Genomic DNA, 11,810 nt, shown 5'->3' on the forward strand with positions numbered 1-11,810 from the left:
CGGAGCGTCCAGAACGGCATGCGACGCAGAGCGTCGCACGATAATGAGTTGTTCGCGCAGACCGACGCAGAGCTTCGGCACGGTAGTCGGGATTATCGTTCCTCACGCTCCTGCGTGGGAATGCAGTTCTCGACGCTCTGCGTCGCAAGAGGGCGCGGAGCGTCCGGAACGGCATGACGACGCAGAGCGTTGCACGATAATGAGTTGTTCGTGCAGATTGACGTAGAGCTTCAGCACGGAGTTGAGATTATCGTTCCGCACGCTCCTGCGTGGGAATGCAGTTCTCGACGCTCTGCGTCGCACGATAGTGGTGGTGGGATTATCGTTCCTTGCGTGGCGCTCAGTGCACCTGCCAGCTCCCACCCAGTGCCTTGTACAGCGCAATGCTCGCCTGCAGGCGCGCCAGCCGCAGTTGCACACTGACATCCTGCGCCAGGTACAGCGTGCGCTGGGTTTCCAGTACGGTGAGCAGGTCCTCGGCGCCTTCCTGATAGCGGCTCTGGGCGATGCGGAAGGCAGTTTGTGCCTGTTTGAGTTCTTCTTCGTGCCAGTAGCGCTGTTGATCCAGGCCGCGAATGCTGTTCAGGGCTTTTTCCACGTCGGCGAAGCTGTTGATGATCGCGCCGCGATAGGTTTCCAGCAGTTCCTCCTGACGCGCTGTGGCCTTGTCGCGCTCGGCAGCCAGGCGGCCATTGTTGAAGATCGGCCCCACCAGCCCGGCAGCGAGGCTGCTGAACGGTGCACGCAGCCAGTCTTCGGCGCGGGTGTTTTCGGTGCCCAGCCTGGCGCTCAGGGTCAGTTTCGGCAGCATGGCGGCGCGGGCGACGGTGACATTGGCCTGTGCCGCTGCCAGGTCAGCCTCGGCCTTGGCCAGATCAGGGCGGCGGGTCAGCAACTCGCTCGGTACACCTGCGCCGATGTCCGGCCAGTTCAGGGTGTCGAAGGGCTGATCCGCGAGGTGCAGATTCTGCACCGGCTGACCGAGCAAGGCCGCCAGGGTGATCAACTGCTCGTTGGCCAGTTGCTGAACGCGGGGCAGTTCACGCTGCTGGGTTGCAACCAGATTCTTCTGCTGTGCCAGCTCCAGTGCCGTTGCCGAGCCCGATTCATAGCGGGTCTGCACCAGGCGCAGCACGTCTTGCGCGTTGGCCAGATTCAGCTCGGCAATCCGCCCTTGCTCGCGCGCCGCCAGGGTTTGCGCATAGCGGTCGGCGACGTTGGCCAGCAGGGTCAGCTCCACGGTCGCCTGATCGAACCGGCTGGCGCGCAGGCCTTGCAGTGCGCTGTCGCGTCCCGCTGCGATGCCGCCCCAGAAATCCACTTCATAGCTGGCGGTCAGGTCGCTGGTGAAATTGTTGGTGTTGTTGTCGTCGGAAGGGTTGGCCTTGCGGTCGCTGTTGCGCAGGAACCGGTTACGTTCGCCGCGCAGGTCAAAGGCCAGTTCCGGCAGCAAGGGCGCGCCGCCGATGATGGCGCTGGCCTGTGCCTGACGAACCCGCGCCATCGCCGCAGCGACTTCGTGGCTGTCGCGGCTGGCCTGTTCGATCAGGCGATCCAGCTGCGGGCTGCCGAACTGCTGCCACCAACGCACGTCGCTGCGCTGCGCGGCGGCGTTTTCGGCAAACGCCCAGCTTGCCGGTGGCTGGATGCCGCTGTCCGGCGGCGGGGCGGGTGTCTGGCAGGCGCTCAGCAACAGACAGGCAGTCAAAACGGAGAGACTCGGCTTCATTGATCGATCATTCACTGGTGAGGGCCGCGACCGGGTCGAGGCGGGCAGCCTTGCGGGCCGGCATGAAACCGAAGATCACGCCGGTGATCAGGGCGCAGGCAAACGCCCCGGCCACAGCCGGCAGGGTGAACGCCACGGCCACCTTACTCAGCAGCAGCGCTGCGCCCATGCCCAGCGCCAGCACGATACCGGCCAGCCCGCCGACCACGGAAAGCATCACCGCCTCGGTGAGAAACTGCCGCAGGATGTCGCTCTGCCGCGCGCCGGTGGCCATGCGGATGCCGATTTCACGGGTGCGTTCGCGCACCGTCATCAGCATGATGTTCATCACTCCGATACCGCCGACCAGCAAGGAAATGGCGGCAATCGAGCCGAGCATCAGCGACAGGGTGTTCTGGGTGCGGGCTTCGGCCTGGATCATCGCGGCGTTGTTGGTCAGCTCGTAATCCTGTTTGCCGTGATGCAGCTGTTGCAGCAGGTTGCGTATCGACTGTTCAGCCTGTTTGACGTTGTTGGCGTCGCGGGTGGCGATGGTGATGTACTCGGGGTCCTGTGTGCCGAACAGGCGGATGCTGGCCGACGAGTAGGGGATGGCGATGCGATTGTCGCTGTCCAGATCGCCCGATGTGGCGCCTTTTTCCTGCAGCACGCCGACCACCTGAAAAGGCACGTTTTCGATCAGGATGTACTGGCCGACAGGGTCGCTCTGCTCGCCGAACAGTTTTTGGCGAACCTTGTAACCAATCACTGCCACGGCGGCTGCGTTCTGCTCATCAGCCTCGCTGAAATAACTGCCTTCCACCACCGGCCAGTTGAAGATCGCCGGAAAGTGCGTGTCATTACCGCCGACGTAACTGGAATGATCGAGGTTGCCGTAGCGCACCCCGGCCTGGCCGCCGTTGACCGGCATGATCATTTTCACCTCGGGCAACTCGCCCAGCGCAGCGACTTCCTCCAGGGTGATGACGCCCTTGGGCGCACGCGGGTTGGGCGCCTTGCCGTTGAGGTAAATGATGTTGGAACCGAACGAGGACATCTGCGCCATCACCTGACGTTTGCTGCCTTCGCCGACAGCCAGCATCACCACCACCGACGCCACGCCGATGACGATGCCCAGCAAGGTCAGCGCGGTTCGGAAGCGGTTGATCCACATCACTCGCCACGCCGCCCGAATCGCGTCGAACAGTTCGCCTTGCCAGGCGCTTTGGCTGCCGCTGCCTTCGCTCAGACGCTTGCGCAGGTCGACCGCCTGCAGCGCGGCTGGATTGACTGAGCGCTGCACGTCAGAAGCATCTTGAGCCGTATCACTGATCACCAGCCCATCGCTGATCTCGATGACCCGTTTGGCGCGCGCCGCCACTTCGCGATCATGGGTGATGAGGATCACCACATGGCCCTGGCTCGCCAGTTCGTCGAGCAGAGTCATGACCTCCGCGCCACTGTGGCTGTCCAGCGCACCGGTGGGCTCGTCGGCGAGGATGATGTGCCCGCCATTCATCAAGGCGCGGGCGATGGACACCCGTTGCTGCTGGCCGCCGGACAACTGGTGCGGCCGATTGCCGGTGCGCGACGCCAGGCCCAGCCGGTCGAGCAGGGCGGCGGCTCGGGCATGACGCTCTGCGGCGGGCGTCCCGGCGTAGATCGCCGGCATCTCGACGTTTTCCTGGGCCGAGCCGGACGGAATCAGGTGATAGCCCTGAAACACGAACCCGAATGCCTCGCGGCGCAGCCAGGCGAGTTCGTCGCTGCCCAGCGCGGCGACGTTTTCTCCGGCGAACAGGTATTCGCCCGAGGTTGGACGGTCCAGACAACCGAGGATGTTCATCAGCGTCGACTTGCCGGACCCGGAAGCGCCGACAATCGCCACGAACTCACCGGTATGAATCGACAGATCGATGCCGCGCAGCACGTTGACCAGCGGGCTGTCGCCTCCGCCGTAGGATTTGCGAATGCCTCGCAGGTCGATCAGCGGCGTGCGCATTCAGCCCCCGCTGCCGACAGAGGCGGGCACCAGCAGGCGCTCACCTTCATTCAGGCCGTCGAGTACCTGCACGCGCAGGCGGTCGCTGATGCCGGTGCGTACCTGACGGTTCTGCACCTCGCCATTGGCAGACAACACCTGGGCGGTCTGCCGATCGGTCTGCGCTCCGTTTCGCAACGCCGCGAGTGGCGCGGTAAGTGTGTTCTCGGCTTTATCGGCGACGAAAAATATCTGCGCGGTCATTTCTGCCATCAGCGCCTGATCGCTGTTATCCACGTCCAGCAGCACGGTGTACAACACCACCCGGCCACCGCCGTTCTTGCGCGCACTGCTCGGGCTGCCGCCGCCCTGATTGGCTTGATCCAGCGGCCTGGGCGGTACTGGCAGGATCTGTCGCACGGTGCTGCTCCAGCGCCGGTTGCCGCCGCTCAGGGTGGTGAAATAGGCAGTCATGCCGGGTTTGACATGGCCGATATCGGCTTCCGAGACCTCGGCCCAGACCGTCATCGGCGACAAGCGGGCGATGCGCAGAATCAGCGGCGTCTGTTGTTGTGCGTTCAGCGTCTGGCCTTCACGTGCGTCGAGGGCCACCACTGTGCCGCTCATGGGCGCGAAAATACGGGTGTAGCCCAGCGCTGCTTCGTCGCTGCGCAGGGCGGCCTGGGCTTCGAGAATCTGCGCCTTGAACATGTCGACCCGTGCCTGGGTGGCGCGAAATTCCGATTCCGCAGCCTGCACGTCCTCGGCCCGCGTGGCACCGCCTGCGGCGAGGCGCTTCTGGCGCTGCTGCTTCTGTTCGGCCAGTTCGTGCAGCGCACGCTGTTCCTGCAATTGCGCCTTGAGGTTGTCGATGGCGTAGCGTGCGGCGTCGAGCTTGGCTTTTTGCGTCGAAGGATCGATTTCGACCAGCAAGTCGCCTTCCTTGACCTGATCGCCGACCTGGGCGTGGATTTTCATGATCTGCCCGCTGGCCTGCGAGCCCACGTCCACGTAGCTGCGCGGCTGCAGGGTACCCAACGCCGTGACGCTGTTTTCGATCGTGCCGCGGGTCACCGTCACAGTTGCGGCGCTGCTTTTGCTGTCGGGCAGGATCTGCCAGGCGCATACGGCAATGACCGGGAACAGGCACAGCGCCACCAGGAGGGCGCGTCGAGGATGTCGAGAGCGTTTCATGCAGATTCCTGCGCTGGGAGATCAGTCGGTCGGTGAGCGACGGCCACGAGAGCTGCCCTTTAAACGAGGCATGCCGGCAGGAATTTAGCGTCGATCACGGGTTGTCCGCTTCGGCTAAACATCAGCGTCCGTGCTTCGTTTAACGGGAGCGGCTAATTCGGGTCGTCTTGTCGAGTTGGAGTCAGCGTGATTATTTTCAGACCCCTGTGCGGTTTTCTGTTTGCAGGTCTTTCATTCGCTGTGATTTTGCCTGCGCAGGCCTTGGTTGAGCCTGGAAATCAGGCGGCCAGGGCCGAGATCCGGCGGACCGGTTTTGGCGTGCCGCACATCGTTGCCGCCAATGAGCGCGGTCTGGGCTACGGCATCGGTTATGCCTACGCGCAGGACAACCTGTGCCTGCTGGCCAATGAGGTGGTCACCGTCAATGGCCAGCGCTCGCGCTATTTCGGCCCGGACAAGGCGACCCTTGAGCAGCGCAACAACATGGCCAGCGACCTGCTGTTCCAGTGGCTCAATACGCCGCAGGCACTGGCGGATTTCTGGAATGCGCAGCCGCGGGAGATTCGCCAGTTGATGCAGGGTTATGTCGCCGGTTACAACCGTTCGCTGGCCGAGCAGACCACCCAAGGCCTGCCGCAACCCTGTGCGGCCGAGTGGGTTCGACCGATCAGCACCGATGATCTGCTGCGTTTGACCCGCCGCCTGCTGGTCGAGGGGGGCGTTGGGCAGTTTGCCGAAGCGCTGGCCGGTGCCACGCCGCCTGCACAGCAAAAACCACTGCAGGTCGATGCTCAGCAGGCTCAGGCGCTGCAACTGGCCGCTGCGCGTAACCAGCGTTTTGCTCTGGAACGCGGCAGCAATGCCGTGGCAATAGGACGCGAGCTGTCCGCCAACGGACGCGGCATGCTGTTGGCCAATCCGCATTTCCCATGGGGCGGCGGCATGCGTTTCTATCAAATGCACCTGACCATTCCCGGCAAACTCGACGTGATGGGCGCAGCGCTGCCGGGCCTGCCGCTGATCAACATCGGCTTCAATCAGCATCTGGCCTGGAGCCATACCGTCGACACGTCGAAACACTTCACGCTGCATCGCCTGCAGCTCGACCCGAAGGATTCCACCCGTTACCTGCTGGATGGCCAATCGGTTGCCATGGGCAAGCAGCAGGTGAGTGTCGACGTGAAGCAAGCGGATGGCAGCCTGAAGTCGGTGCCACGCATCGTCTATTCGTCCATATTCGGTCCGGTGGTGCAATGGCCGGGCAAGCTGGACTGGGATAGTAAGTTTGCCTTCAGTCTGCGTGATGCCAACCTGCAAAATGATCGGGTGTTGCAGCAGTGGTATGCGATGGACAAGGCCGACAGCCTCAAGGCGTTTCAGGATTCGGTACGTAAGATCCAGGGCATCCCGTGGGTCAACACCCTGGCGGTGGATGCCCAGGGGCAGGCGCTGTACATGAACCTCTCGGTGGTGCCGAACGTTGATGCCGCCAGGCTTGCCAGGTGCAGTGATCCGCGCATCGGCACAGAGCTGATCGTGCTCGACGGCTCGCGCAGTGAATGCAACTGGGAGGTCTCCGCAGAGGCAGCACAAGCCGGCATCTATCCGTCCTCGCGCCAGCCGCAGTTGCTGCGGACCGATTTCGTGCAGCATTCCAACGATTCGGCGTGGATGGTCAATCCCGCTGCGCCGCTGCAGGGCTTTTCGCCGCTGATCAGCCAGGACGGCCAGCCGCTGGGACAGCGAGCACGTTTTGCGCTGGATCGGCTGGAGAGCCTGAAGACGGCGGGCAAGATCAGCGTCGAGAACCTGCAAGCGATGGTCATGGACAACGAGGTCTATCAGGCCGGGCAAGTGCTGCCGGATCTGCTCACATTCTGCGCCTCGGAGCTGGGTGACGACGCTGCCCGTCTGGCACCGTTGTGCGCTGCACTGAAAGACTGGGACGGGCGCGCTGACCTGAACAGTGGCATCGGCTTCGTGTACTTCCAGAAGATCATGACGTCCATGCAAGCTGTTGCCTCACGCTGGCGCGTCGCGTTCGACCCGCAGGACCCGGTTCACACGCCGAGCGGGCTGGCGATTGAAAACTCATCTGTTGCCACCGCACTGCGCGCGGCCATGCTCGCAGCGGTCGATGACGTGGCCAAGGCAGGCCTCCCGGCAGGCAGTAAATGGGGCGACATTCAGGTCTCCAGCATCAGCGGCAAGCAGATCCCGATTCACGGCGGTCCGGCCGGGCTCGGCGTCTACAACGCCATGCAAACGGTGGCGGGCAAGGACGGCAAGCGCGAGGTGGTCAGTGGCACCAGCTACCTGCAGGTGGTGACGTTCGACGAGCAGGGCCCCAAGGCGCAGGGTTTACTGGCGTTCTCGGAATCGAGCAATCCACAGTCAGCCCATTCAAGTGACCAGACTGAAGCATTTTCAAAAAAACAATGGCAGGCGTTGCCGTTCACTGAACAGCAGATCAAGGCTGATCCTGCGTATGAGGTGCAGGTGATAAGCGAGGAGCCTGATCGCTGAAAGAGGCAAGAAAAGCGTTTGGGCCATGCGGCCCAAATGCGCTTATCGGCAATCAGCCGCCGGGTGTATCGATATCAGCGTCAACACCCGTGGTTGGCTGATGATTGCGTAAGTCCTCGGTTTTTTCTTCCGGCTCATGGTCAGGCACATAGGCGCTGTCGCTGGTTGACTGGCTCTGCGACTGAGTCTGTGACTGGCTGGGGGAAGGCGTCTGGCCCTGGCTCTGGCCATTGCCCTTTTCAGTCTCGGGTTTCACGTCCCCGACTTGCGGCTCGATTGCCGGATCGTTGCGGTCCGGGCCCGGGCTGGCAGGTGCGTCCTGATTTGGCGTCGGTTCTTTCTGACGTTGCGGTTCGATAGACATGAGTACCTCGATATCTGGTTCAGAAAATGTGCTGACAGAGTTTCGAGGCAGGTTTTTTCAGATCGTTCGATGGAAAGTGCCCAGCGGAGCTGGGAGCTGGGAGCTGGGAGCTACAAGCTGCAAGCTGCAAGCTACAAGCAAGAGCAGTTCTGCTTTTTCTTGAAGCTTGAAGCTTGAAGCTTGAAGCTTGAAGCTTGAAGCTTGAAGCTTGAAGCTTGCAGCTTAAAACTTAAAGAACCTGCTTGATCGCGTCACACACTACGTCGATGTTCTTCTGATTCAGCGCGGCCACGCAGATACGCCCGGTGTCCAGCGCGTAGATGCCGAACTCGCTGCGCAGGCGCTGGGCCTGTTCGGCGGTCAGGCCGGAGTAGGAAAACATGCCGCACTGGCGAGCGACGAAGCTGAAGTCCTGACCGGCCGGGTTATCAGCCAGACGCTCGACCATCGCCTTGCGCATGCCCTGGATGCGCAGACGCATTTCGCCTAGTTCCTCTTCCCACATTGCACGCAACGTCGGGTCGTTAAGCACCGCAGCGGAGATGATCGCACCGTGGGTCGGCGGGTTGGAGTAGTTGGTACGGATCACGCGTTTGACCTGGGACAGGACGCGAGTGGTTTCTTCCTTCGATTCGGTGATGATCGACAGCGCGCCGACGCGTTCGCCATACAGCGACAGCGATTTGGAGAACGAGCTGGAGGCGAAGAAGGTCAGGCCCGACTCGGCAAACAGGCGCACTGCCAGCGCATCTTCCTGAATACCCTGACCGAAGCCTTGGTAGGCCATGTCCAGAAACGGTACGTGGCCCTTGGCCTTGACCACTTCCAGCACTTTCTTCCAGTCATCCAGGCTCAGGTCGACGCCGGTCGGGTTGTGGCAGCAGGCATGCAACACCACCACCGAGTTGTTCGGCAGGTTGTGCAGGTCTTCGAGCATGCCGGCACGGTTCACGTCGTGAGTGGCAGCGTCGTAGTAGCGATAGTTCTGCACCGCAAAGCCTGCGGTTTCGAACAGCGCACGGTGGTTTTCCCAGCTCGGGTCGCTGATGGCGACGACGGCATCGGGCAGCAGCTGCTTGAGGAAGTCGGCACCGATCTTCAGTGCGCCGGTGCCGCCGACCGATTGGGTGGTCAGCACGCGGCCCGAGGCGATCAGCGGCGAATCAGCGCCCAGCAACAGTTTTTGCACAGCCTGGTCATAGGCGGCAATACCGTCGATCGGCAGGTAGCCGCGCGGAGCATGCTGGGCCACGCGGACCTTCTCGGCTTCGGCCACGGCGCGCAGCAGGGGGATGCGCCCGTCTTCATCACAGTAGACGCCTACGCCAAGGTTGACCTTGGTGCTGCGGGTGTCGGCGTTGAAGGCTTCGTTGATACCCAGGATCGGATCGCGGGGTGCCATTTCGACAGCGGAAAACAGGCTCATGGTGCGGCGGCTCTTGGTGAAGAGTGGGAAGGGGACACGCTGAGGCTCGATGCGCCAAAGCGGTGCGCAAACAGAGCGTAGTATAGAGAGCATCCCCTCAGTGATCGACAGTGCAGGGCGGGTTTTTTACAGGTTTTTGCGCATATTTGTAGAACGTTCGTTCGGTTAAAACCTCAATGCTTTAAGTGGATGCCTTGAAAGGCTGATATATGACTCCATCTATTAGCCATCACTTCAAAACATCGCACGCCTGCTTCCCGGCGGGAACGGCTGTTTGCGATGATTTCGTCATGGCGCGCCGTCATGCGCCGACGAATATTTCCAGTTGTGCCGTCGAGGCGGTCAGGTCGCGGACAGATTCACGCGAACCCGTCACACGCGCACCATTCAAGAGGTCAGTTATGTCCGAGTTCCAGCTCGTTACCCGCTTTGAGCCAGCCGGCGATCAGCCCGAGGCCATTCGCCAACTGGTCGAAGGGATCGACGCAGGGCTCGCGCATCAGACCTTGCTCGGGGTGACCGGCTCGGGCAAGACGTTCAGCATCGCCAACGTGATTTCCCAGATCAAGCGTCCGACGCTGGTGCTGGCACCGAACAAGACCCTGGCCGCGCAGTTGTATGGCGAATTCAAGGCGTTTTTCCCGAACAACGCCGTGGAGTATTTCGTTTCCTACTACGACTACTACCAGCCCGAAGCCTATGTGCCGTCGTCCGACACCTTCATCGAGAAGGATGCGTCGATCAACGACCACATCGAACAGATGCGCCTGTCGGCGACCAAGGCGCTGCTGGAGCGCAAGGATGCGATCATCGTCACCACGGTGTCGTGCATTTACGGTCTGGGCAGTCCGGAAACCTATCTGCGCATGGTCATGCACATCGATCGCGGCGACAAACTCGATCAGCGTGCCTTGCTGCGCCGCCTGGCCGATCTGCAATACACCCGTAACGACATGGACTTTGCCCGTGCGACCTTCCGGGTGCGCGGCGACGTGATCGACATCTACCCGGCCGAATCCGATCTGGAAGCGATCCGGGTCGAACTGTTCGATGACGAGGTCGAGAGCCTGTCGGCGTTCGATCCACTGACCGGCGAGGTGATTCGCAAGCTGCCGCGCTTCACCTTCTATCCGAAAAGCCACTACGTTACCCCGCGCGAAACGCTGATCGAGGCGATGGAAAACATCAAGGTCGAGCTGCAGGAGCGCCTCGAATACCTGCGCAGCCAGAACAAACTGGTGGAAGCCCAGCGTCTCGAGCAGCGCACCCGTTTCGATCTGGAAATGATGCTCGAGCTGGGCTACTGCAACGGTATCGAAAACTACTCGCGCTACCTGTCGGGTCGTCCGTCCGGTGCGCCGCCACCGACCTTGTTTGACTACCTGCCCCCCGATGCCTTGCTGGTGATCGACGAATCCCACGTCAGCGTGCCGCAGGTCGGCGCGATGTACAAAGGTGACCGTTCGCGCAAGGAAACTCTGGTCGAGTACGGCTTCCGCCTGCCGTCGGCACTGGATAACCGGCCGATGCGCTTCGATGAGTGGGAGGCGATCAGCCCGCAGACCATTTTCGTCTCGGCGACTCCGGGTAACTACGAGGCCGAGCACGCTGGGCGTATCGTCGAGCAAGTGGTGCGTCCGACCGGCCTGGTGGACCCGCAGATCGAGATTCGTCCGGCGCTGACTCAGGTCGACGACCTGCTGTCGGAAATTCACAAGCGTGCTGCGCTTGAGGAACGGGTACTGGTCACCACGCTGACCAAACGCATGTCCGAGGATTTGACCGACTACCTGAGTGACCACGGCGTGCGGGTGCGCTACCTGCACTCGGACATCGATACGGTGGAACGTGTCGAAATCATCCGTGACCTGCGACTGGGGACGTTCGACGTGCTGGTGGGCATCAACCTGCTGCGCGAAGGTCTGGACATGCCTGAAGTGTCACTGGTGGCGATTCTCGATGCCGACAAGGAAGGCTTCCTGCGCTCCGACCGTTCGCTGATCCAGACCATTGGCCGGGCCGCACGGAACCTCAACGGCCGGGCGATTCTGTATGCCGACCGGATTACCGGCTCGATGGAGCGCGCCATCGGCGAGACCGAGCGACGTCGCGAGAAGCAGATCGCTTTCAACCTGGAACACGGTATTACGCCCAAAGGCGTATTCAAGGACGTCGCCGACATCATGGAAGGCGCCACCGTGCCTGGCTCGCGCAGCAAGAAGCGCAAAGGCATGGCCAAAGCCGCCGAAGAAAACGCCCGCTACGAGAACGAACTGCGCTCGCCGAGCGAGATCAACAAACGCATTCGCCAACTGGAAGAAAAAATGTACCAACTGGCCCGCGACCTGGAATTCGAAGCCGCTGCGCAGATGCGCGACGAAATCGGCAAACTGCGCGAGCGCTTGCTGGCGGTTTGATTGGCTAGCCGACTCTCGCGTCAATCCGCGTTGATCATCGTGCCAATGCTCTGCGTTGGCATGCCGTTGTCAAATCTCAATCCACCTGACAGAACTGCCGTGTGACGCGGAGCGTCACGAACTGCATTCCCACGCGGAGTGGTGTGACCCCCGAAGGTTGGATGCAACCTTTGGAGGCGTCATGGGTAAATATA

7 protein-coding genes are annotated in these 11,810 nt (G+C 61.8%); 2 read left to right on the top strand and 5 right to left on the bottom strand.

The window, feature by feature from the left end; genetic code table 11:
• Positions 1-340: 340 nt before the first annotated feature.
• From QRN50_RS23255 to QRN50_RS23265, 3 genes are read right to left on the bottom strand one after another with little or no spacing between them, the layout of a single operon-like run.
• Complete coding sequence (locus QRN50_RS23255; RefSeq protein ID WP_024660359.1) at positions 341-1,729, bottom strand: efflux transporter outer membrane subunit; 1,389 nt, start codon at positions 1,727-1,729, stop codon at positions 341-343.
• Positions 1,730-1,736: 7 nt separating this feature from the next.
• On the bottom strand, positions 1,737-3,710 hold the full coding sequence (locus QRN50_RS23260) for a MacB family efflux pump subunit (RefSeq protein WP_011267356.1): 1,974 nt from the start codon (positions 3,708-3,710) through the stop codon (positions 1,737-1,739).
• The gene (locus tag QRN50_RS23265) at positions 3,711-4,883 is read right to left on the bottom strand and encodes an efflux RND transporter periplasmic adaptor subunit (protein ID WP_011267357.1); all 1,173 of its coding nucleotides are present in this window, start codon (positions 4,881-4,883) and stop codon (positions 3,711-3,713) included.
• A gap of 186 nt (positions 4,884-5,069) precedes the next feature.
• On the opposite strand from QRN50_RS23265, the gene pvdQ reads away from it, so the two are divergent.
• Positions 5,070-7,409, top strand: a complete 2,340-nt coding sequence (pvdQ, locus tag QRN50_RS23270) for a bifunctional acylase PvdQ (protein ID WP_096127023.1) — start codon at positions 5,070-5,072, stop codon at positions 7,407-7,409.
• A 52-nt stretch (positions 7,410-7,461) separates the two neighbouring features.
• On the opposite strand, the gene QRN50_RS23275 is transcribed toward pvdQ, so the two are convergent.
• Together QRN50_RS23275 and QRN50_RS23280 are read right to left on the bottom strand one after the other, a co-directional pair.
• A complete protein-coding gene (locus QRN50_RS23275; protein ID WP_003407694.1) occupies positions 7,462-7,773 on the bottom strand; it encodes a hypothetical protein in 312 nt (103 codons plus the stop codon).
• Positions 7,774-8,002: 229 nt separating this feature from the next.
• The gene (locus QRN50_RS23280; RefSeq protein WP_003407696.1) at positions 8,003-9,199 is read right to left on the bottom strand and encodes an amino acid aminotransferase; all 1,197 of its coding nucleotides are present in this window, start codon (positions 9,197-9,199) and stop codon (positions 8,003-8,005) included.
• Positions 9,200-9,600: 401 nt separating this feature from the next.
• On the opposite strand from QRN50_RS23280, the gene uvrB reads away from it, so the two are divergent.
• A complete protein-coding gene (uvrB, locus tag QRN50_RS23285) occupies positions 9,601-11,616 on the top strand; it encodes an excinuclease ABC subunit UvrB (protein ID WP_003345654.1) in 2,016 nt (671 codons plus the stop codon).
• The last annotated feature ends 194 nt before the right edge of the window (positions 11,617-11,810 follow it).

The organism is Pseudomonas sp. MEJ108, assembly GCF_030208985.1.
Taxonomy (GTDB): Bacteria; Pseudomonadota; Gammaproteobacteria; order Pseudomonadales; family Pseudomonadaceae; genus Aquipseudomonas; species Aquipseudomonas fragariae.

What these genes read in the sequence shown, in the direction of transcription:
- QRN50_RS23255 (WP_024660359.1), bottom strand. Translation starts at nt 1,729, where the DNA reads ATGAAGCCGAGTCTCTCCGTTTTGACTGCCTGTCTGTTGCTGAGCGCC.
- QRN50_RS23260 (WP_011267356.1), bottom strand. Translation starts at nt 3,710, where the DNA reads ATGCGCACGCCGCTGATCGACCTGCGAGGCATTCGCAAATCCTACGGC.
- QRN50_RS23265 (WP_011267357.1), bottom strand. Translation starts at nt 4,883, where the DNA reads ATGAAACGCTCTCGACATCCTCGACGCGCCCTCCTGGTGGCGCTGTGC.
- QRN50_RS23275 (WP_003407694.1), bottom strand. Translation starts at nt 7,773, where the DNA reads ATGTCTATCGAACCGCAACGTCAGAAAGAACCGACGCCAAATCAGGAC.
- QRN50_RS23280 (WP_003407696.1), bottom strand. Translation starts at nt 9,199, where the DNA reads ATGAGCCTGTTTTCCGCTGTCGAAATGGCACCCCGCGATCCGATCCTG.
- uvrB (WP_003345654.1), top strand. Translation starts at nt 9,601, where the DNA reads ATGTCCGAGTTCCAGCTCGTTACCCGCTTTGAGCCAGCCGGCGATCAG.